We start from the raw sequence: 23,820 nt of genomic DNA, 5'->3' as shown, positions 1-23,820 counted from the left end.
CGCGCTCCCACAGCGTGCCCGCGCCCCGGATCATCGGATTTCCCGGCATCACAGTATGGGATACACCCCATACCCGGACCGGGGGAATGCGATTGACCCGTTCCCGGCGCATGGCGATCATGGCCCGGTATGAGACGCCTGGCCCTGCTCTGTCTTTTGCCTGCGCTACTCTTATGGGCCGCCCCGGCCATCGGCGCCGGTTCGCGGGTGGAGGACATCCCCGTCGATTCCTGGATTTACGACGCCCTGTTCGAGCTGTCGGCGCACACACCGCTACCGGAACTGCTGTTGCACACGCGGCCGCTCGCACGCGGCGAGGTGGCCGACGCTCTGGCGCGGCTCAACGGCGAGCGCGAAGCGCTGACTCCCGGCGCAGCGATCGTGTACGACCGTTTGCGGCAGGAATTCGCCGAAGAGCTGGCCGCTGCGGACCCGATCCGCCGCGAGCACGGTCTGCGTCTCGGCGGGGGCCCGACCGCCCGCACCGATCAGTTTCGCCATGGCCTCGCCGAAAACCGCATCGGCGTGGATTTCATTCCCGCCTTCACGGTCGCGGACGCCATCGCGGTGCGTCTGCGCATCCGCTTCGACTCCGACGCCCGCTCGGACAGTCAATTCCACGGCAAGCATTGGAAGGACAATTTCTCCGCCTGGGTTGAGCAGTCGGCGCTGACCGCGCGCTGGAAACGACTGACCGTGGCGTTCGGCCGCGAGTACTGGCGCTGGGGACCCTCGCCCCACGACGCGATGCTGATCTCGGATCATTCGCCCCCGTTCAACGGCCTGCGGCTGCAATACCGCGCCGGCAACTGGTCGTATGCCTTCCACGCCACGCCGCTCGATCAGATGTATGTCTTTGCGTCCGATTATGCGGAGGGATCATTCACCGAGGGTCTGGCGGACCGCTATCTCGTGGCGCACCGCCTGAATTGGAAGCCCGTTCCCAATCTGGAAATGGCCGCCTCCGAAGTCATGGTCTTCGGCGGCTTCGACCGCCGTTTCGAGTGGAACTACCTCAATCCCTTCCTGCCCTACTACTGGGAGCAGCTCAACGAGAGCGCCAACGACAACCCGCTGTGGAGTCTGGAACTCTCCTGGCGCGCGCGCCCGGGGCTGCGTCTCTACGGCGAATGGCTGATCGACGATTTCCAGATCGACTTTGAGTCCGAACCGCAGCAGATCGGCGTCCTGATCGGCGGGCTCTGGTCCCCCGCGCCGCTGCGCGGACGGCTTTCGCTCAACGCCGAGTACCAGCGCATCAACACCTACGTTTACGGACAGGGACAGCCGTGGAATCGCTACTTCCATCTTCGCGACAAGGATGGCGCGGTGATCGGTATCGGATCGAATCTCGGCACCGACGCCGACCGGATCAGCATAATGCCGCTTTGCCATTTGTTGCCGCGCCTGGATCTCCGCGGCGATTTCCATTACATCCGCCGCGGCGTCAACCGGATCAGCGATCCGCAGAAGTCGGGTGTGCCCAAGGGCACGCCCTTCCCCTCCGGCACGGTCGAACGCGAGTGGCGTTTGGCCATCGGCCCGCGCTGGCAACAGGGCGGCCATCTCGTGGCGTGGGCGCTGGTGGGTTACGACGATATCGACAACGCCGGGCACGTCGACCGCGCCCGGCGCAACGGATGGTTCGTGCAGCTGCGAGTGAATGCCCTCTGGTGGAAGACCTTCGGTGTCTGATCGACCCTCACGACTCCTCCTGCGCGCGCCGGCCAAGCTCAATCTTGGACTGCGTGTGCTCGGCAGGCGCCCCGACGGCTACCACGAGATCGAAACGCTCTTCGTCGCCGTCTCGCTCTTCGATGAATTGGAGATGGAGCGGCTGCCGTCCGGCGGGATCCAGTTTTCCTGGACGCCGGGACGATCCAATCTGGCCGCAGGCGATCTGAATGCCGGCGAAGGCAACTTGGTCGTCCGCGCCGCCCGTGCCTTTGAAACGATGGCGGGCGCGCCCATCCATGTCCGCATCCATCTGCGGAAATCGATTCCCGTCGCCGCTGGTCTGGGCGGCGGGTCCGCCGATGCCGCGGCAACTTTGATTGGCTTAAGCCGACTCTATTCCGGGGAGGCGGCCAGACTGGACTTGGCCGCCGTTGCGACAACAATCGGTGCCGATGTGCCGTTTTTTCTCGGCCCTCCGGCCTGTTTCGGGCGAGGGAAGGGCGAGCGGCTCAGCCCGGCGGCGATCAATCTAACATGGTGTGCCATAGTAGCTTGCCCGAAGATATCAAGCCCAACCGGGGAAGTTTACTCGGCTTTGGACTTGACTTGTGTACCAAAAATGACCGATTATCCCAATCGTCTCGACGGGGATGGGTTTTTCGCCGCCTTGGCGCTCTTACACAACGACTTACAAGACGTTGTCGCGCGTCGAATCCCCGAAGTGCCCCAGTGGCAGCAGCGACTTTTAACTCTCGGAGCGGAAGGAGCATACGTATCCGGCAGTGGGCCATCAGTGTTCGGGATTTTCCGGACGCCGCCAGATCGAGCTGTGATCGAATCGCTCGCGACTGACAACGCCGATCTGTTTCTGGTCCACCCACTGAATACGAAGATGACTATTTTAGTCGGGTTTGCGTAACTTCCGTTGCCCTGACTCAAGGAGCAACCTGTGGAGATCAGCGAAGTCCGTGTCACCCTGCGCGATGAAGAGAAGCTGAAAGCCTTCGCCAACGTCACCTTCGACGAGGAATTCGTCATCCGGGGGCTGAAGATTATCAACGGGAACAACGGCTACTTTGTCTCCATGCCGTCGCGCAAACGCGCCGATGGCACGCATCAGGATATCTGCCACCCGATCAACAACAAGATGCGCGAGAAGATCGAACGGGCCGTACTGGCCGCCTACGAGGAAGAGTTGAAGGCCGCCGCCGCCGGCAAGCCGCGGGGGGGCGCCGACATCGACGACGATCACCATCCCTCCTGAGATCCTCTCCCATCCCGGGCCGGCAATCCGAAAAATCCCCGACCGGGACGCGCCCAAAGTTCGTACCTTGGCGGGTCGCGCGACTGGGGCGTAGCCAAGCGGTAAGGCACGGGCCTTTGGAGCCTGCATTCCCAGGTTCGAATCCTGGCGCCCCAGCCAACCGCTCCCAAACAGTCATCGCGCCAACGACCGCTGGCAGGAACCGAGACCCATGATTATGGACGCCGAACTCAAGATCATCAGCGGCAACGCCAACCGCCCCCTCGCCCAACGGATCGCCGAGCATCTGGACCGCTCGCTGACCGCCTGCACGGTCACCCGTTTCTCCGACGGCGAAGTCTTTGTCAAAATCGACGAAAACGTGCGCGGCTCCGACCTGTTCATCGTTCAGTCCACCAACGCGCCGGCGGACAACCTCATGGAGCTGCTGATGCTGATCGACGCCGCTCGACGGGCGTCGGCCAAACGCATCACCGCGGTCATTCCCTACTTCGGTTATGCCCGCGCCGACCGCAAGGATCAGCCCCGCGTCTCCATCACCGCCCGTCTGGTCGCCGACATGATCACCCTGGCCGGCGCCAACCGGGTGCTGACGATGGACCTGCACGCCTCGCAGATTCAGGGGTTTTTCCAGATTCCGTCGGATCACCTCTACTCGGCGATCGTGTTCAACGACTACTTCCTCAACCTCGGTGTCTCCGACCCGGTGGTGGTGACCCCCGATGTCGGATCGATCAAGATGGCGCGCGCCTTCGCCAAGACCCTGTCCTGCGGCCTGGCGATCATCGACAAGCGCCGCCCCAATCCCAATCAGGCCGAGGTGCTCAACATCATTGGCTCGATCGAGGGCAAGACCGCCATCCTTCGCGACGACATGATCGACACCGGCGGCACGCTGACCGAGGCCGCCAAAGCGGTGGTCAAAGGCGGGGCGCGCAAAGTCTACGCCTGTTGCACCCACCCGGTCCTCTCCGGCAAGTCGCTGGAACGCGTTGTGGCATCGCCGATTGAACTTCTGTGCGTGGCCGACACCATCGATTTGAGCCAACGAAATATCCCCGACAAGATCAAGATTATCTCGACCGCCCACCTGTTCGCCGAGGCCATCGCCCGGATCGCGCACGAGCAATCGGTCTCGGCCCTGTTCCCGGGCGAACCCGATGCGCTCGAAGAGGGGAATCAACGAAGAGAATCTGACACGCCGGCCAAACAGCCGACGCGTCCCGCCGTAGGTACAAACACGCCCGCAGGGGCTTGATCGTTCCTGGGTTTTTCGCTTGAGGAGTCCATCGCAATGAAGACCATGCCTTTGACCGTCCGAACGCGCACCGCCAAGGGGAAGGGTGGCGCCCGCCAGTTGCGCGCCGCCGGCTCGATTCCCGCCATTCTCTATGGGGAGCGTACCGAACCGGCCACGCTGGCGCTCAACCGCCACGAATTCACCACCGTGCTGCACAAGTCATCCTCGGAGAATGTGATCGTTGATCTGACGGTCGAGGGCTCCGCCAAGGCCGAACTGGCGCTGGTGAAGGATGTCCAGCATGACCCGCTTTCCGGCGAGGTCATCCACGTCGATTTCCAGCACATCTCCGCCGACAAGCCGATCCGCGTCACCGTGCCGATCCGTATCCTCGGCATCGCCGACGGTGTCAAGAATTTCGGCGGCATTCTGCAGCACTCGGCCCGTGAGGTCCAGGTTGAGGCGCTGCCCGCCGACATCCCGGACTACATCGACCTCGATGTCAGCAACCTGGGCATCCATCAGGCCATTCACGCCCGTGACATCAAAGTCGATCGCGTCACTGTGGTCACCCCCGGCGACCAGACCATCGTCTCGGTGGTCCCGCCGACGGTGGTTAAGGAAGTGACGCCGGGCGCGCCGGCCGAAACGGAAGAAACCGCCGCGGGCGAGCCGGAAGTGATCGGCGAGAAGGAACGCGAGGCCCGCGCCGCCGAGAAGGAAAAGGAAAAGGGCGGCGGCGAAGAGAAGAAGAAAGAGAAGTAATCGCCGCCGACCACTGGCTGTTTGCGCGCCCGGAGAGTCCTTGCTGGATCCTCCGGGCGTCGCGCATAATGTCCCTGCCGTGGCCTTTCTGCTGAACCCGCCGCTCCTCGCTCTGGCCCTGGACTTGATCCTGGGCCGTCCCGCCGCGTTCAACCTCGAACAGAAGCTCTTCTACCTGTTGTCGTTGGCCGGCTCGGTCGCCCTCTGGCTTTTTGTCGGCTGGCTCCTGCGGGCGCCGTCGACACGCCCGCGCCATGTCGCCGCCGCGGTCGTCGCCGCCCTCTACGCCATCAACCTCGTGCTGGTTTACGGCTACCGGCTGACCGTCGGCGCGATGCCCAACTACTACACCTTCGAGTATTTGTTCGCCGAGCCCTATAACAGCTGGACCATCCTGCGCGACTCCTGGGCGTGGAGCCACACTCTGGCGCTGCCGATCGTATTCACGCTGATCTGGATCGGCCTGTCGCGCTGGCGCGCCTTCCTCGGCGCCCGCTGTCAGGTTCGCCGTCACCGGGTGATTGCGGCCGCCAACGCCGCCCTGGCGGTCATCATTCTCCTGGTCATTCACAACAACATCCGCTTCGTTGACCAGTGCTACACCGCCGACCTCACCACCTCCGCCAGCGTCCTGCGCAATGTCTACACCCGCCTCTCCGATCCGAACGCCGGGCGCAGCGGGCTCTCGGCGCGGGTGCCGATGGACCTGCCGCCCCTCGCGCACGAGCCGCGAACCAGCGTTCTCATCATCCTGACCGAATCGCTGCGCGCCGACGCGCTGGGATGCTACGGGTACACACGCCCCACCACGCCCTTTCTCGATTCGCTGGTGGACAATTTCCGCGGTTTGACCGTGCGTTACGACAACGCCTATGCCACCGCCACGATGACCTACATCGCGGTGCCCACCCTCTTGACTGGCGTCTCGCCGCTGTCCCCGGCGCTGGCGTTGCACACACAACCGACTTTCTGGGAGTACCAGAAGGCCCTGGGACGCAGGACGTTCTTTTTCACCTCACAGAGCCAGGAGTGGGAAAACATCAGAGCCTACTTCACCATTCCCGCCATCGACTACTACTACAACAAGGAGATCGCCGGCATCGGCGCCAGGAATGACCTGGGCATCGATGATCACTATGTTGTCGATCACTTCATCGACTGGCTGGGCGGCCTGCATTCGCGCACGCCGTTTGCCGGCGTGATCCAGTTGAACCAGACACATTACCCCTATTGGACCCCCGACAGTCTCCGTCCCTTCGGCGCGGAGAACCGCCGCGACCTCTACGACAACGCCGTTCGCTACACCGACGATCAATTGCGCCGCATCATCCACGCGCTGGCCTTCTACGGCCATCTGGATGGCACCCTGATCATCATCACCTCCGACCACGGTGAGGCCTTCTACGAACATGAGATCTTCGGGCACCTCAACTGCCTCTACCGCGAGGGCATCCGTGTCCCCCTGCTGGTGCTTTTCCCGTGGTACAACGCGGCGGAGATGCCCCACGCCCGATTCCGGCGGCTTCGCGATTCGGCGCCACGCAACGTCTCCAACCTCGACATTTTGCCGACGCTGCTGGACATCGAAAATCTCTGGGGCCGTGACAGTCTGCGCCACATCACCGACGGCATGGCCGGCCGTTCGCTTATGGACTCAATCCCACCCGACCGGATCATCGTCACGTCGAATCTGACCGAGATGACCCGCCGCCATCTGGGGCTGTCGCTGATCATCGACCACTGGCACTACATCCTCAATTTGCAGGGGGAAAAACTCGGCGTCGAGGAATTGTATGACTGGTCCGCCGACCCCGGCGAAACCACCAACGTCATCGACAGGATTCCCGCTGACTTGCGTCAACGCATCACCGAGTTCATGCAGGCGCATCCGGTCTCACAACGGGCGCTGACCTCCCTGACAGACCGTTGAGACCACGGCGCGTTCGCGCTTCTGTGAGATTTAACCCCCGCCATCACCTGTTTGTGCATGAATGCACTTGCGCCTGCGCACTGGGCGTTTTGGCTTGCCCGCGCTCCGATCACCCGCTATTTTCGTGGCATTCGTCGACAACCCCCCGTCCCTATGGGGGCGCCCAACGGTCCACTCGATGCCAACAACGTCTCTACGAGCCGCTCAGATCGCCCGTGGAATTGGCGCGTTGCTCAATCCCACCCGTCCCATGCTCGCGCAGGTGGTCGTGACGCGCCGCTGCAATCTCGAGTGCGGCTACTGCAACGAATTCGACAAGATCTCGGCGCCGGTGCCGACCGCGACGCTGGTCGCCTACATCGACCACCTGGCCGCGCTCGGCACACAGGTGGTCACTTTCACCGGCGGCGAACCGCTGTTGCATCCGGAACTCGACACGCTGGTGGCGCGCGTCAACCGGCACAACATGGTGCCCACCTCCATCACCAACGGGTTTTTGCTCACGAAGGAGTGGGTCGAGCGGCTCAACGATGCGGGACTGTATCTGTTGCAGGTGTCGGTCGACAACCTCGATCCCAACCGCCAGTCGCAGAAATCCTTCAACCTGCTGAAAAAGAAGCTGCCGTTGTTGTCGCAATACGCCCGTTTCAACGTCAACGTCAACGCCGTCCTCGGCTCCTCGCCGGTGGCCGAGACCCGCGAGCTGGCCCGTCAGGTCCGCGCGATGGGCTTCTACATGACCGTAGGGCTGCTGCACTCCAGCAACGGCTCGCTGGACCGCGGCCTGTTGGCCCACCGCGACCTCGAGCCGCTCTTCAATGAAATGACCGGCGACCGCCGCCGCAGTTTCTTCCATCGTTTCGGCGAGGGCTGGGAACACGAGATGATCCGCACCGGCCAGTCCGACTGGAAATGCCGCGCCGGCGCCCGCTATCTCTACGTCGATGAGTTCGGCATCGTCTCGTACTGTTCGCAGCGCCGCAACGACCCCGGCATCCCGTTGCTCGAATACGGCAAGGAGCAGCTGCGCCGCAGCTCGACCACCCGCAAAGGGTGCGAACTGACCTGCACCGTCGCCTGCGTCCGTCGCGCCTCCAGCGTCGATTCCTGGCGAGGCCAGGAAGCGGAAATTACCCCCAGGCCCGACATCGAAGGCCTCCCGGCCACCACGTAACGGCGCTTCCCCCATCCGGTCACCGGTTGTGCCTGCCGGCCAAGGACGTCACGGCGTCTTGTTGCGCAGTAGATGATTGCCAATTCTTGCGGCGCGGACATATCGTTTCGGCGCTGTACGGTGATCGGAGGATCCCATGAAGACCATGATTGAACGCTTCCGTAACTGGTACGACCATGAACGCGACTGCAACGCCAAGATCCTCGCCATGCTGTCGTCGGTGCCGGAGGACAAGCGTGCCACGCCGGAATTCCAGCGCGCGCTCGATTTGGTGGCGCATCTGATGCTGGCACGCCGCATGTGGCTTTATCGCCTCGGCCACTGGACCGCGCCTCCCGGCGGCTGGGATTCGACCGGCACTAATTTGGAAGACCTGCCCGCCATGGTGGCCGAGACCGAGACGGCCTGGGTCGACTACCTGCAGCGCATCGACGACGCCGAATTGCAGCGTCTGCTGACTTGGACACCGCTGGGCGGCGCTGCCAAACGTTGGCGCTGGCCGATCGAGCTGATCCTCACCCAGGTCTCCGGCCATGCCTGGTACCATCGCGGGCAGATTGTCGAGTTGGTTCGCCTGCTCGGCGGCCAGACCACGAGCACCGACTACATCTTCTGGAATCGTCCGGAGGAACTGCCTCCCGACGAGGGAAAATGGAATTGTCCGCTTTTGGACTTGACAAGCCTTTCGGCCTATGGTAGATTGCCAGCGTCGAAAGGGGTAATACCATGACGATCATTGACTTATTCCAGACCTTCAAGACCCAAGAGCAGTGCATCGACTATCTGGAGCAGGCCCGTTGGCGGGGAAAGCCGACTTGCCCATACTGTAAGGGTGATAAGGTCTATCGGCATGTGAGCGCGGACCGGAAGAACCAGCGTTGGCAATGCCAGACATGCCACAAGGCATTCGCGGTCACGGTCGGTACGATCTTCCACAGAACCCATGTACCGCTTCGCGAGTGGTTCCTTGTGCTCTCTCTCATGCTGAACGCGAAGAAGTCAGCCAGCGCGTGTCAGATTGCCCGCGATCTTGGGATGCGCCGCCCGACCGTGTGGAGCATGATGCACCGAATCAGAAAAGCAATGGCGATGGATGCGAACCAAGCCGATCTTCTCCACGGACTGGTGGAAGCGGATGAGACGTACCTTGGCGGAAAGCCGCGCCAGCACAATCTGAGACGCCATCGCAGAGGCGGTAAAGAGAGACGCGGACGCGGCACGGAGAAACTTCCGGTGCTCGGAGTGATCGAAAGAAACGGGCGCGTAGCAGCCCAACCGATCAAGCGTGGGCATCTGAACGGACCGCAACTCACCCGATTCATCAAGAGCAACATTGACTGTGAAGGTTCACTCGTGATGACTGACGAATACAAGGGCTACTCCGGCATCTCGAAAGTGATTTCCCACGCCAAGGTGAATCATCAAGTTTGCTACGTGGATGGCGCAGTGCACACGAATACGATTGAAGGTTTCTGGGCGCACATCAAGCGGGCATGCTACGGTCATCATCATCACTACAGCCGGAAGTACTCGCACCTATACGTCTCAGAAGCATGCTTCAAGTACAATGCGCGGGCCAGCAAGACGGCGTTTGTTGACATGATCGAGTTAATGTTAGCGGCATGAACACACTATACTACGGCGACAATCTGACCATCATGCGTGAGCAGATGGGCAAGTCTGCCGTTGACCTTGTATACCTCGATCCGCCGTTTAATTCCAAGAGCAATTACAACATCATCTACCGAAACTTGACGGGACTTCCAGTGCCTGAGCAGGTTGAGGCATTCTGCGATACATGGGATTTGACTCCGGAGAAGTTGGAAGTGGCGAAGAACATGCCAGTGCTCCTACGCGAAAGCGGTGTTGAGGACTACTACGTTGAGTTCTGGCGCATTTGGATTCTTGCCCTACGCAACACGAGGCCGGAGTTACTGGCCTACCTGATCTACATGGTGGAGCGGCTACTGCAAATTCGCTCGGTGCTCAAGAAGACAGGTTCAATCTACCTGCATTGTGATCCGACTGCCAGCCACTACATCAAAATCATGATGGACGGAATCTTTGGGCATCAGAACTTTTTGAATGAAATCATCTGGAAGCGGACCAGCGCCCACAGTTCGGCGAAGCGGTGGGGCCCTGTCCATGACGTGCTTTTGTTCTACGCCGCATCGAGCAATTATAGATGGAACCGCGTTCATCAAGCATACGATAACCAATACCTCGATACCTTCTACCGCAACCGCGATGCAGACGGAAAGCGTTTCACTGTTGGCGATCTGACAGGTGCGGGTATACGGCATGGTGAGTCGGGCCAACCGTGGCGCGGACACAATCCAACTGACAAGGGGCGGCACTGGGCCATACCGCGCCGAGTACCGGGGATTGATGTTTTACCCAAGTCCCCATTGGCGGCACTTGATGTGCTTGATAAGGCCGGACGTATCATTTGGCCTACCAAGGACGGAGGCGTTCCGCGTTTTAAGCGATACTTGGATGATATGGAGGGAGTTCAGATACAGGACGTGATTGACGACATTGCCCCGATTTCAGCCCACGGGAAAGACCGTCTCGGATATCCGACGCAGAAACCAATAGCTCTGCTCGATAGGATCATTCGCGCTTCATCCAACAAGGGCGAAATAGTCTTTGACCCATTCTGCGGTTGCGGAACGACGATCTACGCGGCCCACGCCGCAGAGCGTCAATGGATTGGCTGTGACATTGCAATTCTGCCGATCAAACTGATTAAGCGAGAACTGGAAAAACGATTCCGACTCGTGGAGGGCAAGCACTTCGTAATAGATGGTATTCCCGTCAGTGTCGAGCAAGCCGAAGTGCTTTTCCGAAAAGACCCATTCCAATTCCAGCATTGGTTTGTCGAGCGAGTAGGCGGCTTCCCGACACTCAAGAGATCGGGGGATACCGGAATTGACGGGCGGATCTACTTCGAGACGAAAGACGGTCTGGATGAAATGGTGCTCTCAGTGAAGGGCGGGAACATCCGACCTACGGACATTCGTGATTTGCGCGGAGTGTTGGAGAGAGAGCCGAATGCGAAGATGGCCGGATTTCTCTCTCTACGTCCACCGACAAAAGCGATGCAACAAGAGGCGGCACAGGCAGGACAGTACAAGTATGGCAATCGCAAATACGACCGGATACAATTCCTGACGGCAGAGGATGTACTCGTCGAAAAGAAGCTATTCCACACTCCTACTGTAGTGGGAGTGAAGGGCGAGACTGGGCAAGTCAATCTTGCGGTCTAATGCTCTACCAAGCGATTGTGAATGAGCCGCGCCTGCCGTCGTAGATCAAGATTGTATGCGCCAATAGGTCACGGCCAAGCAATGCGATTATTCCCTGGTTCTTTAGCAAATGATCTGACGCAAGTGCCGTGTTCGTATTGAAGAAGAACGGGCCTTCGGCACAATTAATAAGTACGGGATAGACAAGCTGGTCTTCGGTTCCACTTGGAGTGCTGACTTTCTGGAGCCCTACCGGCAATACGCCGAGCTGAGTCACCACTGCCGAATCGACGCAACAAAGCGAGGCACCAGTGTCAACGAGGGCAATACCATTGACAGATGGCGGAATCGTCTTTTGATCTTTGGCGTACTGGTCCGAAAGATGCTTAGGCAAATTGATCTGGACCTGAAGCACCGGACCAAACCGTTGCATCATGTACGGCGGCGGACCGCTGATGTCATTGTATCGTTGGAGATCCCGTCGAAACGTGCCCACCGAGTAGTCCTAAGAAGAGTGCCGGTAGCATTGCCGGAGAATCGTTCTCGTCAACTTTGCGAATGTACATCGGCACATTTCCAAACAAATCGATCCCCTGGTTATACGCGGCATCGAACGAATCGAAAGTGCCATGGAGAGTCTTGTTGCGGATCAAGACGTACTTACCATTATACAATCTCAAGTACTCGGCCTTGTTGGCCTCGTAAAAGTCCCGCTCTTCGGTCAAATCAACTCCCGTCTTGTCATGATCTGTCATACGCTCACCCCCTCACTTCACTCTATCGGGTGAAGCGGGACATACTTTCACTAACATTATACGCCTGTTTCGTTTATCACAATAGAGCGTGAGAAAAAAGTCCAAAAGCGTACAATTCCGAGGGAAAATCCTAATCGCCTCGCCGGCAACGGGATGGTCGCGCATGATCTCCGCGTCGCCGTCGAAATAATTCCGAACCTTCCCGCCAAAACGGAATAGAATCATCCTGAAGACCTCCACGACCGCAAGGGAAGCGTCCGCGGTCGTTCCTCACGATTACATCCGATCGTCGTCAGCAAGCCTGACGGAGCCGTTGGGTCCAACGACGCGCGTCGCGGCGCGACGCAAAACAGGAAAATCACCGGGTGCGAGCGGGCGGGATCGATCACCGTCTGAATCGTCCGCGTCCGCCAGCCGCCGGACTCAGAAAGGGAGGACACAATGCGCAAAGCCATTGTGGCAGCAAGTCTGCTCGCCGTGCTCGTGGCCGCCGGATGCAACACCGAGAAGAAACGCCTCGAAGGCGAACTGGCGACCGCGACCGCGCGCATCAGCGAATTGGAGCAGAGCGTGGTGCAAAGCGGGTTGAAGGCCGACAGCCTGGCCGACAGTTTGCGCCATGTCGAACAACGCGGCCGGACGATCCGCGACAGTCTCAGCGACATGCTCCATGCCGCGGTCACCAAGTCCCAACGGCTCGAAGCGAATCTGCAGGGCGCGCGCGACAAACACCGTCGGACGATCGACAGTCTCGGCACGATGCGGGCCACGCTCGAAAGTGCCATCAACGAGCACCGCGGCACCGTCGCCAGTCTCGAATCGCAGCTGACCATGGCCCAAGGCGACGCCGAGAGGTACCGCGGCCAACGCGACAGTCTGCTCGCTTTCGTCGATGATCTGCGTCCATGGTATGACTACTACAAGCACGAAGCCGGGCGCAATTGGGCCAAGAAGCTCTTCGGCGCCGGCCGCGGCAAGAAACCGACCACCGCCGAACCGGCGTTCCGGACGCCGCCGGCGCCCGAATTCGAAGCCGGACGCCCGTAAACGGCGCGCCGGATAAAAGCCCCCTCCCCACCCATCCCGCTGTGACGGGATGGGCCACTCTCCCCGGAGGGAGAGTCCGGAAGACTCTTCACTCCCTCCCGGGGGGAGGAAAACACAATCGCCCGTCCATGGTCCCTGGGCGGGCGATTGCGTTTGTGATTTCCTGCGCGACACCCCCTGTGCCAACGGCGCGCCGCTGCCGACACAGTAGTTATGCCGCGCGCGATCATCCTGCTCATCCAATGCCCCGACCGGAAGGGGTTGGTCGCCAAGATCAGCGCCTTTTGGTATGAGCGCGGCTTCAACGTGCTCGATTGCCAGCAGCATGTCGACAACGGCCATGGCCGTTTCTTCATGCGCATCAAACTCGATCTGGAATCGCGGCGCTGGCCGGATACGGCGATTGTGTCGGACTTCCAGTCACTGGCCGACGGATTGCAGCTGGCCTGGACCATCCACGACACCGGCGCGCGTGAACGGGTCGCGGTCCTGGTGTCCAAAGCGCCGCATTGCCTCTATGATTTGCTCGTGCGACAGCGCGAAGCGGAGCTGCCCTGTGAAATCCCGCTCGTAATCGGCAATCACCCCGATCTGGCGACGGTCGCCGCGCAATTCGACATTCCCTTCCACCATCTGCCGGTGAACGCCGACTCCCGGCGCGACCAGGAAGCGCGCATCGATGCGCTGCTTTCGCTGGAACGAATCGGACTGGTTGTCCTGGCGCGTTATATGCAGATCCTCAGCCCGGAACTGGTCGCGAAGCACGCCGGACGAATCATCAACATCCACCACGGTTTCCTCCCCGCCTTTCAGGGCGGCAACGCCTACCAGCGCGCCTATGAACGCGGCGTGAAGATGATCGGCGCGACCGCGCACTATGTCACCGCCGAACTCGACGCCGGCCCGATCATCGAACAGGATGTCGAGCGGGTCACCCACGAGGACACCCCGCGCGAACTGGCGCGCATCGGACGCGACATCGAGCGGCTGGTGCTGGCGCGCGCGGTCAAGGCCCACCTCGAACGGCGCGTGATCGTCGCCGGCCACAAAACCATCGTCTTTTCCGCCGGCGCGTGACGCGTTCCCGTGCCCGCCGGATGCCAACAAAGTTGGAAATACCGCTCGGAACCCGGCGGCAATTGTCCGTCCTTACCCGTGACGTGTCAGGCAGGTGGCCTGATGGTCAGCAGGCGTTCGGTGTAGAAAGAGAGAGGAGTTCGGCATGAAGATTTTCGTCGGCGGGTTATCGTACGAGGTCACCGACGCCGCCCTGAAGGAACTGTTCACCCCCTACGGCCAAGTCGAGTCGGCCGCGGTGGTCAACGACCGCTACAGCGGCCAGCCGCGCGGCTTCGGCTTTGTCGAGATGCCGACCCGCAGCGAGGCGATCGCCGCCATCAGCGCGCTGTCAGGGACCGAGTACATGGGACGCACCCTCGAGGTCAACGAGGCGCGTCCACCGGCCGAACGCGGCGGACATCGGGGCGGACCGCCCCGCGGACGCGGTGACCGGGGCGGGCGCGATCGCGACCGCAATCGCGGCGGCGACCGGCGTGGCGGCGGCGGACGCGGACGGTACTAAGCCGCAGATCGGAACCGTGGACAATGAAAAACCCCCGGCGGGCCATGCCCACCGGGGGTTTGTGTTGGCAGATGCAGCGATTAGAGCTTGCGAACGTTCGCGGCCTGCGGACCCTTCGGGCCCTGCACAACCTCGAACTCCACACGGTCGCCTTCAGCCAGGCTGCGGAATCCCTCGGCCTGGATGGCTTGATGATGCACGAAGACATCCTTGCCACCCTCCTGAGAGATAAAGCCGTAACCCTTGGCATCGTTGAACCACTTGACGGTTCCTTGCGCCATGACACTTCCTTTGTTCTTCTGTGGGTGAAACGGCACCCACGGTCCGTTGGCCCCGACGGCCGGTGAAACCAATCGATCTTTCCTGCGAGTGCCGTCGGATATGAACCGTGCGGTCAATCTGAGAAAGTCAGTGGCTTCGTTCTAATGCTATAATACGGCATATTTCCGGAATTGTTCACTCCTTTTTTCGCATTGGATACGTAAGATCGAGCCGCACAACGCCTTATGCCATCGCCGCCCGGACGCCCCATCGCTGGACCCGCGCGAACAAGCGACACCTCTGACCGGAGGACGGCGGCCGGGACGAAATCGGTAGTCTCCCGGCGACCTGGTGTGTACCATCTCTCTGTCGCCGTGGCGTCGCCCGGTCAACTCTGATCGCCACCCGGACCTCCCGTCGGCGCCGCGCCGCGGGATCACACGCATTCGCAAGCGAAGAGTGCAAGTCACCCGACCCGACGCGGCCGGGGCGAAGGAGTCGTGGATGGTGACTCACCGTGCGTAAGCTGCAAATCGGCATCATCGACCTGGTCGCGAAAAATCCCAACCCCGGCCTCTGGGCCCGGGTGATGAACGCCAACTTCGCCAGCATCATGCCGCAGGCCATCGGCTGCTGGTGCGAGCAGATGGGCCATGATGTCACACTGGTTTGCTACACCGGATTTGAGAACCTTCTCGACGAACTCCCCGACAAACTCGACGTCATCTTCATCGGCGCCTTCACCCAATCGGCGCAATTGTCGTATGCGCTCTCGCGCCTCTTCCAGTCGCGCGGCGCCGTCACGGTGCTCGGCGGGCCGCATGCCCGGTGCTACCCTGAAGATGCGCTCAAGTATTTCGACTATGTCACCGGCTTCACCGACAAGCAGGTGATCGCCGAACTGCTGCGCGATCCCGCGCCGCAGCGTCCCGAAGGACGCCTCATCGGCGCGCCGCGCCAGCCGGTCGCGCTGCCCGGTGTGCGCGAACGCTGGAAGTTCATCGACGCCACGCTGAAAAAAGCGCCCTTCATCAAGATCGTGCCGATGATCTCCAGCGTCGGCTGTCCCTACACCTGCAGCTTCTGCATAGACGCCGCCGTCCCCTTCCAGCAACTGGGCTTCGATGTGATGAAGGAGGACCTGCGCTTCCTCCTGACCAAGTTCAAGCGGCCGCGGGTCGGCTGGCATGATCCCAATTTCGGCGTGCGTTTCGATGAATGCATGGACGCCATCGAGGAAGTGGTCCCCGAGGGGAGAATCGACTTCATCGCCGAAAGCAGTCTCTCGCTTCTCAGCGAGTCGCATGTCAAACGGCTCAAGCGAAACGGATTCCGCGCCGTGTTGCCCGGCATCGAGTCCTGGTATGAACTGGGCGGCAAATCCAAAACCGGCGCCAACAAGGGGATGGAAAAAGTCGAACGGGTCGCCGACCAGGTGAACATGATCATGCGACACATCCCCTATGTGCAGACCAATTTCGTCTTCGGCCTCGACTCCGATGAGGGCGCCGATCCCTTCGAGCTGACCAAGCGCTTCCTCGACCGGGCCCCGGGCGCCTTCCCCGCCTTCTCGCTTCTGACCGCCTTCGGCAAGGCCGCCCATCTCAACCTCGAATACCAGCGCGCCGGACGCGTCCTCCCGTTTCCGTTCCATTTCCTCAACAACAACCACGCGATGAACGTGCGCGTGAAGAACTACGGCTGGTCGGCCTTCTATGACCACATCATCGACCTGACCGCCTACGCCTGCTCGCGGCCGATGATGGCGCGTCGTCTCTGGGCCAACGGCGCCTCGATCCCCGGCGCGATGAACCTGGTGCGCGCGCTCTCCACCGAGTTGTCGGGACGGGTCAAGTACTACAGCAAGGTCCGCGCCCAGCTCGACTTTGACCACGGTTTCCGCGCCTACTTCGAGCAGGAATCCACCGACCTGCCCGGCTTCTACTGGCGCCACATGCAGCGCGACCTCGGCCACTTCTGGGACTGGCTCCCGCGGGAAGCGGTCCACCATGACCCCTACGCCTACCTCAACGGCGAACACCACCGCACGCCGGCCCACACCGCCGCCATCGCCGACAAAGAAGCCGCCCTCGCCGCCTCCGGCCTGCCACAAGCGAAGTGAGTCCGGTATAGCGTCCTGGTTCGTCCCCGGGAGCGCCTCTTGATCGTGACTTGTCTCAGCAGTATAATTCGCTGAGATAGTCATGATCCGGGCTCCGGTGCAAGATGTGCAAGCCGCCCGGCTCCATCGTCACGTTTCGAGGTAATCTGCGATGCCCCCTCGCGCCCGTTCGACCCGTACCACCCGCAACAATCACACCGCCAACCTCGGATTCGAAGCCAAACTCTGGCAGATGGCCGATGCCCTCCGCGGCAACATGGACGCCGCCGAGTACAAGCATGTCGTCCTCGGGCTGATCTTCCTCAAGTACATCTCCGACGCCTTCGAGGCCAAACATGCCGAATTGACGGCCCAGAGAAGTAAGGGCGCCGACCCCGAAGATCGCGATGAGTACCGGGCCGACAACATCTTCTGGGTGCCCAAAGAGGCGCGCTGGTCGAATCTGAAGGCCAATGCTCCACAACCGTCGATTGGCCGGATCGTCGACGACGCGATGACCGCCATCGAGCGCGACAATCCCTCGCTCAAGGGTGTTCTGCCCAAGGATTATGCCCGTCCCGGCCTCGACAAAGAGCGGCTGGGCCAACTCATCAACCTGGTCAGCGACATCGGCCTCGGAGCCCCGGAGGACCGGGCGAAAGATGTGCTCGGTCGGGTCTACGAGTACTTCCTCGCGCAGTTTGCCTCCGCCGAGGGGAAGAAGGGCGGACAATTCTATACACCCTCCCGTGTGGTGCGCGTGCTGGTCGAAATGCTCGCGCCCTACAAGGGACGCGTGTATGACCCTTGCTGCGGCTCCGGCGGGATGTTCGTGTCCAGCGAGAAGTTCATCGAAGCCCACTCGGGCAAGATCGGCGACATCTCAATCTACGGTCAGGAGTCAAACTACACGACCTGGCGTCTGGCCAAGATGAATCTGGCGATCCGCGGCATCGACGCCCAGATCGCCCACGGCGACACCTTTCACAACGACCTGCACCCCGACCTCAAAGCCGACTATGTCCTGGCCAATCCGCCGTTCAACGACAGCGACTGGCGCGGCGACCTCCTGAAGACCGACAAGCGCTGGAAGTACGGCGTCCCGCCGGCGGGCAACGCCAACTTCGCCTGGGTGCAGCATTTTATCCATCATTTGGCGCCGACCGGGCTGGCGGGATTTGTGCTGGCCAATGGCTCGATGTCATCCAACCAGTCCGGCGAGGGCGAAATCCGCAGAAATATCATTGAGGCCGATCTGGTCGACTGCATGGTTGCCCTCCCCGGCCAGTTGTTCTATTCAACCCAGATTCCCGTCTGCCTCTGGTTTCTCGCGCGCGACAAAAAGAACGGCCGCTTCCGCGACCGTCGCGGCTCGGTGTTGTTCATCGATGCGCGCAAAATGGGCACATTAATCGATCGCGTCCATCGTGAATTGACCGACGCCGATATCGCCAAGATCGCCGGGACCTACCACGCCTGGCGCGGTGACTCCATTTCATCCCCTCCCCCGCTTGCGGGGGAGGGTGAGGGTGGGGGCTACGCGGACGTCCCCGGCTTCTGCAAATCTGTAACTCTGGACGACATCCGCAAACACGGCCACGTCCTCCCCCCCGGACGCTACGTCGGCGCGGAAGCGGTCGAGGACGACGGCGAGCCGTTCGAGGGGAAGATGAAGCGGCTCACCGCAACACTGCGCGAGCAGCAGGCCGAGGCCGCGAAGCTCGATGCCGCGATCGCCGCCAACCTGAAGGAGCTTGGGTATGGCGGATGAATCTGAACTTTTTCGGAGGGTGCACTTGGCACTGAATGCGTTCTTCAAGTGTGAAAGTGACCTGCTGGTGAGAGAGTCAAGTGAGCGCTCCATTACACACAAACTGGCTGAGCACTTGCAGGCGTATTTCCCAGAATTCAAGGTGGATTGTGAGTACAACCGCCATGGGAGTGAGGTTAAGCGCTTGAGAAACCATGGTGAGCCCACAACATCGAATGATCTAGGCGTGCGATCCGTGTATCCAGATATAGTTGTTCATGAACGAGGTCGCGACAGCAAAAACGTCCTCGTGATTGAAACAAAGAAGTCGAGTTCAAGGCAACCTCATGAATGGGACTGTAACAAATTAAAGGAGTTCACCGGTACGCTTTTTCGCTATGAGATTGGACTTCTTCTGGTACTTGATCTCCGAAGAATGCGCCTCAGCAAGGTTCAATGCTTCAAGAATGGCAAAAAGGTTGCAGCAGGAATCTGGACCAGGTTGAAGGAGCTGAGGTATGGCGTGTGAGTGGCCAGCATACTGGACCCGGGCATCTCTGGGCGAGGTCGCGGACGTCAACTGGGGAGACACCTCCGTGACGAAAGCTTCCTACGTGGAGACTGGATTTCGTGCTTACAGTGCTTCTGGTCCGGACGGTCTTCTCTCGTATGCCGACTTTGAACGCGTAGGCGTAGTCCTCAGTGCAATCGGGGCCGAATGCGGAAGGACTTGGCTCGCGAAGGGCAAGTGGTCGTGCATCAAGAACACGCTTCGGTTTTGGGCAACCCACGCAGACGTAGACACCGAGTTCCTCTACTGGTTGACGCGGGACCCCGCGGTTTGGCCAAAGCGCGGTTCGGCACAGCCGTTTATATCGCAAGGTGATGCACGTACACTTGAGGTCGCATACCCCCCACTCATCGAACAACGCGCCATCGCCCACATCCTCGGCACGCTGGACGACAAGATCGAGTTGAACCGGCGGATGAGCGAGACGCTGGAGGCGATGGCACGGGCGCTCTTCAAGTCCTGGTTTGTGGACTTCGACCCCGTCCGCGCCAAAACCGAAGGCCGTGACCCCGGCCTCCCCCGCCACATCGCCGACCTTTTCCCCGGTTCCTTCGTGGATTCGGAGCTCGGCGAGATCCCGAAGGGGTGGGAGGTGAGGTCCATCGGTGAACTGGCAGAGATTGTCGGTGGGAGCACACCGAAAACCGAGCGAGCCGAGTACTGGGAGGACGGTACGCATCACTGGGTTACACCGAAGGATCTATCAGGGCTTCCGTTGCCTGTTCTGCTCGACACCGAGCGCAAGATCACAGACGCCGGACTAACGCAAATCAGTTCCGGATTGCTGCCAAAAGGAACCGTTCTCCTTTCCTCGCGCGCGCCCATCGGCTACCTGGCAATCGCCGAAGTACCAGTTGCAGTCAATCAGGGCTTCATCGCTATGAAGCCGCGTCCCGGCACTTCGAACCTCTTCCTGCTGCGATGGGCAAGCGTTTCCCACGATGAGATTGTGAGTCATGCCAACGGCTCGACGTTCTTGGAGATCAGCAAGTCCAACTTCCGGCCGATTCGAATCGTCGCGCCGACTGCCCCCATCATGCACGTCTTCGATCGCCTGTCACGACCTCTGTATCTGAAGGTCGTCGAGCATGAGCATGAATCCCGCACACTAGCGGCCCTGCGCGACGCGCTGCTGCCGAAGTTGATCTCGGGGGAGATTCGGCTGAAGGATGCGGAGCGGTTCATTACGGAGGCGAGATGATCACTCACTATGGCCTGTACTGGTCGGAGCGACACGTTTTCTGGGGAAGACAGAAGCGCGCAGGTCAATTACTGGGACGTGAAAAGACGCCGCTTGCCAGGCGGGGCGCTCCGAGTTCGGCTGAGCGTGGAAAGGCTGGGGATTTCCGTAACTTCGTTGGCGTGTACTGCCTATACGGAGACGGAAAACTGCTCTACATTGGCGAAGCCGGCTTGGGAACAAAGCGCACTTTGTTCGCTCGACTCAAGAAGCATCGTAAAGGTCCTCTGGCAGGGAGGTGGGACCGGTTCTCATGGTTTGGGCGAGACAGCGCGTCTGGACGATGCGGTGTCAAAGAAGCCCTCGCCCAACTTGAGGCCGTATCGATTGCCATCATCAACCCGGGGTTCAACAAGCAATCGGGAGCCTTCGCGGGTGCAATCCAGGTCTTCCAAGTGCCGCACCAAGAGGCTGAAGGAGATATGGAAACCAAGGTCGACCGGATCGCCAGGATCGTGTCGGAATTGAGGGAGGCAACCTGACCGAGCGAGCCAGACTCCGTGAGTCGGCAACGACGCCTTGGGGGACTTAAGAATGATCGATGCGAAACTTCTGGGAACTTGGGTAGCAGATGGTGAATCCGAAACGCTCGAATTCAAAGCTACCACCGGTGAACGTCGTGAAGCAGCGAGAGCTCTGTGCGCGATGTTGAATCACCGAGGCGGTCGCGTACTATTCGGGGTGTCTTCGGATCGCCGAGTGCTTGGTCAACAAGTCAGTGACAGCACGTTTGAGGACTTGGCGCAGGAAGCTAGATTGATTGATCCCCCGGTGTTTCCCACGATTGATCGTGTTCCCGTAGGTGATGGCAGGGAAGTCATCGTTGCCTCGGTTACGCAAGGCCAGGCCCGCCCATACTCCTATAAGGGTGTGGCCTACCGTCGTGTTGGAAACACAAGTCTCCAGATGTCGCGCGACGAATACAATAGAATGCTGTTCGAACGGCTCCACGGGGAACAGCGATGGGAGAATCAGCCAGCAACCGGGTGGAACCCATCTGACCTTGACACCGACGAGCTTTGGCGGACTCTTGATGAGGCAATTCGTCGAGGGCGTGCGGAAGATCCTGGTTCGCGCGACATTGAACAGTCGTTACGTGGCTTTGGATTGATGCGCGACGGTGTTCTGTCCCGCGCCAGCGTGGTTCTATTTGGACGCCCGGAACATCTCGAGGCGGAGTTCCCGCAATGCCTGCTGCGCGTGGCTCGTTTTCGCGGAACTGATCGAACAGAATTTATCGACAATCGGCAGTTCCACGGTAACATCTTCTCGCTCCTCCGCCACGCCGAGAGGTTTCTGCGTCTGAACCTCCCTATCGCAGGCCGTGTTCTTCCTGGCCTGTTCGAGCGTGAAGATGATCCACTCTATCCTCCGCTTGCACTCCGAGAAGCACTCGCGAATGCGTTTTGCCACCGTGACTACTCAATCGGCGGCGGGTCCGTGGCCGTCGCGGTTTACGACGACCGACTAGAAGTTACTTCGTCCGGGACCCTGCACTTTGGCTTGACGGCTCAGGCGTTGTTCCAACCACACGAATCGCTTCCTTGGAACCCGCTTATCGCAGGCGTACTCTTCCGGCGCGGCATCATCGAATCATGGGGGCGCGGGACGCTTAAGATGGTGGAAGTGACTCAGGAGGCGGGGTTGCCCGTGCCTGAAATCGAGGATTCGGCTGGTTGTGTAACCGTGCGGTTCCGCCCCAGCCGCTACCTCCCTCCAAGGCGCGTGGGGCGTGAAGTCACATCACGTCAGCAGATGATTTTGATACTGCTGGATCGTTCCGGTGGCGGATTAGCACTGCGAGACATCTTGGTTCAGTTGGGCTCAGAGGCCAGTGAGAGACAAGTGAGAGAGGACTTGGCTACTTTGAGAACTCTTGGGCTTGCGATTCCTTCAGGGCATGGTCGTGGCGCCAAATGGAACAGATTGTGAATCAACGGGTTGGCTAATTCTGGCTAATTCTGGCTAATTCACGGCTCATTCCGGACCAGTTCAAGACAGCCCTAACCTAAAGAAACGCGATTATGGCCCCTCTCACCGAATCCACCGTCGAAGAAGCCACCCTGTCCTGGCTGGAGCAGTTGGGGTATCTCACGGCCTTCGGCCCCGACATCGCCCCGGGCGAACTGGCGGCGGAGCGACAGGACTTCGGCGAAGTCATCCTCGAAGCCCGTCTCCGCGACGCCCTCGCCCGGTTGAACGCCGATCTCCCCGCCGAGGCGTTGGAAGACGCCTATCGAAAGATCACGCGCATCACCGCCGGCACGCTCACCGAGCGCAACCGTCTTTTTCACAACGGGCTGGTCAACGGAGTCACTGTCGAGTTCCGCCGCGACGACGGCTCGATTGCCGGGGCCCAGGCGCGCCTGATCGCCTTTGACGATCCGGAGGAAAACGACTGGTTGGCGGTCAACCAGTTCACCGTGGTCGAAAACAAACACAACCGCCGCCCCGATGTCGTCGTCTTCATCAACGGCCTGCCGCTGGCGGTGATCGAATTGAAAAACCCGGCCGACGAAAAAGCCGACATCTGGACCGCGTACAACCAATTCCAGACTTACAAGGAACAGATACCGTCGCTGTTTGTGCACAACGACGGCCTGATCATCTCCGATGGCCTGGCAGCGCGGGTCGGCACGCTCACATCCGACCGGTCCCGCTTCATGCCCTGGCGCACGATCGACGGCACGGAACTGGCCAGTCCCGCCCTGCCCCAACTGGAAGTGCTGGTCAAGGGGGTCTTCGATCAACGCCGGTTCCTCGACTTGCTGCGTTACTTCATCGTCTTCGAGAAGGAAAAGTCGGGAACGCACACCAAGAAGATGGCCGGCTACCACCAATACCACGCGGTCAACAAGGCGGTCGAAACGACCGTGGCCGCCACGCGCCCCTCCGGGGACCGTCGCGCCGGCGTCATCTGGCACACGCAGGGTTCGGGCAAGAGTCTGACCATGGCCTTCTTCGCCGGCCGGATTGTCCTCCATCCGGAGATGGAAAACCCGACCATCGTGGTGATCACCGACCGCAACGATCTCGACGACCAGCTCTTCGGCACGTTCGCGCGCTGCGGCGACCTGTTGCGGCAGGACCCGCAGCAGGCGGACAGCCGCGAGCACCTGCGGCGGCTCCTCCAGGTGTCATCCGGCGGAATTGTCTTCACCACGGTGCAGAAATTCTTCCCGGAGGAGCCCGGCGGCAAACATCCGCCGTTGTCG

General features: G+C 60.6%; 23 protein-coding genes and 1 tRNA gene. 21 read left to right on the top strand and 3 right to left on the bottom strand.

The window, feature by feature from the left end:
- The first annotated feature begins 129 nt into the window (after window positions 1-129).
- The 11 genes from VNN55_02540 to VNN55_02490 all read left to right on the top strand — a co-directional run bounded on the left by VNN55_02540 (window position 130) and on the right by VNN55_02490 (window position 11,319).
- Window positions 130-1,695, top strand: a complete 1,566-nt coding sequence (locus tag VNN55_02540) for a capsule assembly Wzi family protein (protein ID HWO56424.1) — start codon at window positions 130-132, stop codon at window positions 1,693-1,695.
- Window positions 1,688-2,596 (top strand): 4-(cytidine 5'-diphospho)-2-C-methyl-D-erythritol kinase, encoded by a 909-nt coding sequence (ispE, locus tag VNN55_02535; protein ID HWO56423.1) that lies wholly within the window; start codon window positions 1,688-1,690, stop codon window positions 2,594-2,596. Before VNN55_02540 ends, ispE begins: the two co-directional genes overlap by 8 nt.
- A 30-nt stretch (window positions 2,597-2,626) precedes the next feature.
- A complete protein-coding gene (locus VNN55_02530; protein ID HWO56422.1) occupies window positions 2,627-2,941 on the top strand; it encodes a SpoVG family protein in 315 nt (104 codons plus the stop codon).
- Between the two features lie 84 nt (window positions 2,942-3,025).
- Window positions 3,026-3,100, top strand: a tRNA-Gln gene (locus VNN55_02525).
- Between the two features lie 58 nt (window positions 3,101-3,158).
- Window positions 3,159-4,199 carry a ribose-phosphate pyrophosphokinase gene (locus tag VNN55_02520; protein HWO56421.1) on the top strand — a complete coding sequence of 347 codons (1,041 nt, stop codon included), beginning with the start codon at window positions 3,159-3,161 and terminating at the stop codon, window positions 4,197-4,199.
- Between the two features lie 36 nt (window positions 4,200-4,235).
- On the top strand, window positions 4,236-4,946 hold the full coding sequence (locus VNN55_02515) for a 50S ribosomal protein L25 (protein ID HWO56420.1): 711 nt from the start codon (window positions 4,236-4,238) through the stop codon (window positions 4,944-4,946).
- Between the two features lie 40 nt (window positions 4,947-4,986).
- Window positions 4,987-6,876 (top strand): sulfatase, encoded by a 1,890-nt coding sequence (locus VNN55_02510; GenBank protein ID HWO56419.1) that lies wholly within the window; start codon window positions 4,987-4,989, stop codon window positions 6,874-6,876.
- 178 nt (window positions 6,877-7,054) lie between these two features.
- Complete coding sequence (locus VNN55_02505; GenBank protein ID HWO56418.1) at window positions 7,055-8,050, top strand: radical SAM protein; 996 nt, start codon at window positions 7,055-7,057, stop codon at window positions 8,048-8,050.
- A gap of 136 nt (window positions 8,051-8,186) precedes the next feature.
- Window positions 8,187-8,780: a DinB family protein gene (locus tag VNN55_02500; GenBank protein ID HWO56417.1), complete on the top strand. Its 594-nt coding sequence runs from the start codon at window positions 8,187-8,189 to the stop codon at window positions 8,778-8,780.
- Complete coding sequence (locus VNN55_02495) at window positions 8,777-9,676, top strand: IS1595 family transposase (GenBank protein ID HWO56416.1); 900 nt, start codon at window positions 8,777-8,779, stop codon at window positions 9,674-9,676. Before VNN55_02500 ends, VNN55_02495 begins: the two co-directional genes overlap by 4 nt.
- Window positions 9,673-11,319, top strand: a complete 1,647-nt coding sequence (locus VNN55_02490; protein ID HWO56415.1) for a site-specific DNA-methyltransferase — start codon at window positions 9,673-9,675, stop codon at window positions 11,317-11,319. Before VNN55_02495 ends, VNN55_02490 begins: the two co-directional genes overlap by 4 nt.
- Window positions 11,320-11,323: 4 nt before the next feature.
- Here VNN55_02490 and VNN55_02485 read toward each other — a convergent pair whose 3' ends face one another.
- Both VNN55_02485 and VNN55_02480 read right to left on the bottom strand, forming a co-directional pair.
- The gene (locus VNN55_02485) at window positions 11,324-11,734 is read right to left on the bottom strand and encodes a hypothetical protein (GenBank protein HWO56414.1); all 411 of its coding nucleotides are present in this window, start codon (window positions 11,732-11,734) and stop codon (window positions 11,324-11,326) included.
- Between the two features lie 22 nt (window positions 11,735-11,756).
- Window positions 11,757-12,053: a hypothetical protein gene (locus VNN55_02480; protein HWO56413.1), complete on the bottom strand. Its 297-nt coding sequence runs from the start codon at window positions 12,051-12,053 to the stop codon at window positions 11,757-11,759.
- A gap of 441 nt (window positions 12,054-12,494) precedes the next feature.
- Between VNN55_02480 and VNN55_02475 the strand changes: the two genes are divergently transcribed.
- The 3 genes from VNN55_02475 to VNN55_02465 all read left to right on the top strand — a co-directional run bounded on the left by VNN55_02475 (window position 12,495) and on the right by VNN55_02465 (window position 14,682).
- Window positions 12,495-13,100, top strand: coding sequence for a hypothetical protein (locus tag VNN55_02475; protein HWO56412.1), 606 nt, complete (start codon window positions 12,495-12,497; stop codon window positions 13,098-13,100).
- Window positions 13,101-13,313: 213 nt separating this feature from the next.
- Window positions 13,314-14,177: a formyltetrahydrofolate deformylase gene (gene purU, locus VNN55_02470; GenBank protein HWO56411.1), complete on the top strand. Its 864-nt coding sequence runs from the start codon at window positions 13,314-13,316 to the stop codon at window positions 14,175-14,177.
- A 145-nt stretch (window positions 14,178-14,322) separates the two neighbouring features.
- A complete protein-coding gene (locus tag VNN55_02465; protein ID HWO56410.1) occupies window positions 14,323-14,682 on the top strand; it encodes an RNA-binding protein in 360 nt (119 codons plus the stop codon).
- 80 nt (window positions 14,683-14,762) lie between these two features.
- Here VNN55_02465 and VNN55_02460 read toward each other — a convergent pair whose 3' ends face one another.
- Complete coding sequence (locus tag VNN55_02460; GenBank protein HWO56409.1) at window positions 14,763-14,963, bottom strand: cold-shock protein; 201 nt, start codon at window positions 14,961-14,963, stop codon at window positions 14,763-14,765.
- 497 nt (window positions 14,964-15,460) lie between these two features.
- Here VNN55_02460 and VNN55_02455 point away from each other — a divergent pair, with 497 nt between their 5' ends.
- The 7 genes from VNN55_02455 to VNN55_02425 form a co-directional block, all read left to right on the top strand.
- Entirely contained in the window at window positions 15,461-17,065 is a 1,605-nt protein-coding gene (locus tag VNN55_02455; protein ID HWO56408.1) for a radical SAM protein, read from the top strand.
- Window positions 17,066-17,216: 151 nt separating this feature from the next.
- Window positions 17,217-18,815 (top strand): class I SAM-dependent DNA methyltransferase, encoded by a 1,599-nt coding sequence (locus VNN55_02450; GenBank protein ID HWO56407.1) that lies wholly within the window; start codon window positions 17,217-17,219, stop codon window positions 18,813-18,815.
- Window positions 18,816-18,840: 25 nt separating this feature from the next.
- Window positions 18,841-19,323: a hypothetical protein gene (locus tag VNN55_02445; GenBank protein HWO56406.1), complete on the top strand. Its 483-nt coding sequence runs from the start codon at window positions 18,841-18,843 to the stop codon at window positions 19,321-19,323.
- Window positions 19,313-20,566: a restriction endonuclease subunit S gene (locus VNN55_02440; protein HWO56405.1), complete on the top strand. Its 1,254-nt coding sequence runs from the start codon at window positions 19,313-19,315 to the stop codon at window positions 20,564-20,566. Before VNN55_02445 ends, VNN55_02440 begins: the two co-directional genes overlap by 11 nt.
- Entirely contained in the window at window positions 20,563-21,087 is a 525-nt protein-coding gene (locus tag VNN55_02435) for a hypothetical protein (protein HWO56404.1), read from the top strand. Before VNN55_02440 ends, VNN55_02435 begins: the two co-directional genes overlap by 4 nt.
- A gap of 52 nt (window positions 21,088-21,139) precedes the next feature.
- On the top strand, window positions 21,140-22,537 hold the full coding sequence (locus VNN55_02430) for an RNA-binding domain-containing protein (GenBank protein ID HWO56403.1): 1,398 nt from the start codon (window positions 21,140-21,142) through the stop codon (window positions 22,535-22,537).
- Window positions 22,538-22,629: 92 nt separating this feature from the next.
- Window positions 22,630-23,820 (top strand): HsdR family type I site-specific deoxyribonuclease (locus VNN55_02425; protein HWO56402.1); only part of this gene is annotated, 1,191 nt, incomplete at its 3' end.

This window comes from bacterium (assembly GCA_035559435.1).
Classification (GTDB): Bacteria; Zixibacteria; MSB-5A5; order WJJR01; family WJJR01; genus JACQFV01.
This window is presented reverse-complemented; position numbering and strand designations above follow the sequence as displayed.

Coding starts and splice junctions, on each gene's coding strand:
- VNN55_02490 (HWO56415.1), top strand. CDS start 9,673: ATGAACACACTATACTACGGCGACAATCTGACCATCATGCGTGAGCAG.
- VNN55_02430 (HWO56403.1), top strand. CDS start 21,140: ATGATCGATGCGAAACTTCTGGGAACTTGGGTAGCAGATGGTGAATCC.
- VNN55_02450 (HWO56407.1), top strand. CDS start 17,217: ATGCCCCCTCGCGCCCGTTCGACCCGTACCACCCGCAACAATCACACC.
- purU (HWO56411.1), top strand. CDS start 13,314: ATGCCGCGCGCGATCATCCTGCTCATCCAATGCCCCGACCGGAAGGGG.
- VNN55_02475 (HWO56412.1), top strand. CDS start 12,495: ATGCGCAAAGCCATTGTGGCAGCAAGTCTGCTCGCCGTGCTCGTGGCC.
- VNN55_02435 (HWO56404.1), top strand. CDS start 20,563: ATGATCACTCACTATGGCCTGTACTGGTCGGAGCGACACGTTTTCTGG.
- VNN55_02440 (HWO56405.1), top strand. CDS start 19,313: ATGGCGTGTGAGTGGCCAGCATACTGGACCCGGGCATCTCTGGGCGAG.
- VNN55_02495 (HWO56416.1), top strand. CDS start 8,777: ATGACGATCATTGACTTATTCCAGACCTTCAAGACCCAAGAGCAGTGC.
- VNN55_02480 (HWO56413.1), bottom strand. CDS start 12,053: ATGACAGATCATGACAAGACGGGAGTTGATTTGACCGAAGAGCGGGAC.
- VNN55_02515 (HWO56420.1), top strand. CDS start 4,236: ATGAAGACCATGCCTTTGACCGTCCGAACGCGCACCGCCAAGGGGAAG.
- VNN55_02540 (HWO56424.1), top strand. CDS start 130: ATGAGACGCCTGGCCCTGCTCTGTCTTTTGCCTGCGCTACTCTTATGG.
- VNN55_02505 (HWO56418.1), top strand. CDS start 7,055: ATGCCAACAACGTCTCTACGAGCCGCTCAGATCGCCCGTGGAATTGGC.
- VNN55_02500 (HWO56417.1), top strand. CDS start 8,187: ATGAAGACCATGATTGAACGCTTCCGTAACTGGTACGACCATGAACGC.
- VNN55_02465 (HWO56410.1), top strand. CDS start 14,323: ATGAAGATTTTCGTCGGCGGGTTATCGTACGAGGTCACCGACGCCGCC.
- VNN55_02520 (HWO56421.1), top strand. CDS start 3,159: ATGGACGCCGAACTCAAGATCATCAGCGGCAACGCCAACCGCCCCCTC.
- VNN55_02460 (HWO56409.1), bottom strand. CDS start 14,963: ATGGCGCAAGGAACCGTCAAGTGGTTCAACGATGCCAAGGGTTACGGC.
- VNN55_02485 (HWO56414.1), bottom strand. CDS start 11,734: ATGATGCAACGGTTTGGTCCGGTGCTTCAGGTCCAGATCAATTTGCCT.